The sequence below is a fragment of the Dietzia sp. B44 genome (assembly GCF_014145245.1).
Taxonomy (GTDB): Bacteria; Actinomycetota; Actinomycetes; order Mycobacteriales; family Mycobacteriaceae; genus Dietzia; species Dietzia natronolimnaea.
Window position 1 is genome coordinate 1 of record NZ_JAALEF010000516.1, and the last position, 977, is coordinate 977.

Consider the following 977-nt stretch of genomic DNA (forward strand, 5'->3'; position numbering starts at 1 on the left):
TCCTCACGCTCCGTGAATCAGCGGGGTTAGAGATCACGTAGATGTAGCCAGCTCGGATGTTGGCGGCGCGGTAGTCGTTCTGCTCGATTGCCTGGTCAACAGCAGCGAGCCGGGCGATGAGGTCCGCGTCGTCGCGCCCCTGGGTGCGGAGAGATTCCAATGCGTTGGCAAGGTGTGCACGTTCTTTGTCCAGCCGGGAGCGTTCTTCTTCTAGCTCTCGTTGGACGCGTGCCTCCTCACGAAGCCGAGCCCGTTCTTCGCGGGCTGCTTCGCGTTCTGCCTGCTTCTTCATCAACCAGTCGGCGGTGAGTTCAATCTCTTCAACGCGCAACGCATGGAATGCGTCGTCGATGCGCATTTCCATCAGTGCTCCGAGACGCGCGATGGCGGTCCGCGATGCCTCGAGCCGACGTTTTGCGGTGTCGACGTTTCCTGCCCGCAAGGAACGGATGACGTTGTCAGCTTCGGCGTTGTATGCGCGCAGCATTAGCTTGCCCAAGTCCGACGTCATGCGACGTCCCTGGGCGAGTGAGTTGTTCAGTGTGAAGAGATCGGACTTCACAATGGCTCGGCTCTCGCGGATTGAGTCGGCGATCCGGGCTTCGAGCTCCTTAAGGCGCTCCTTGTACGCGGCGGCAGACTCCAGCGGATGATGGTAGCGATAGATACCTGCTGCTTGCAGAACGCGGGCATCGTCGAGATCGATCGGTCGCTCCCCTTCACGAGCAGCCAATGCGCGGCGCAATTCGGCATTCTCGGCTTCCAAGAAAGCGATTCGCGCGTTCGGGTTTTGTTGGGGATCGGCAGGAGGTTCCGGTTCGGGTAGGTCTTCGACTTCGGTCGGCGTAGTGGCCTCGTCTGAGTCTGATAGCCATAGCTTCCAACCGGCCGGCGGTTCGGGCCAGGTGGGATCAGGGGTCCATCCGGCCGGTGGCTGCCAGCCGGGTGGGGGCTTAGCCTGGATCCACCGATGAGAT

1 protein-coding gene is annotated in these 977 nt (G+C 61.2%); it reads right to left on the minus strand.

The features are described from left to right. Positions 1-766, minus strand: a 766-nt coding sequence (locus G6017_RS15680) for an SNIPE associated domain-containing protein (protein ID WP_347238036.1), incomplete at its 3' end; no start/stop codon positions are given. Between the last annotated feature and the right edge of the window lie 211 nt (positions 767-977).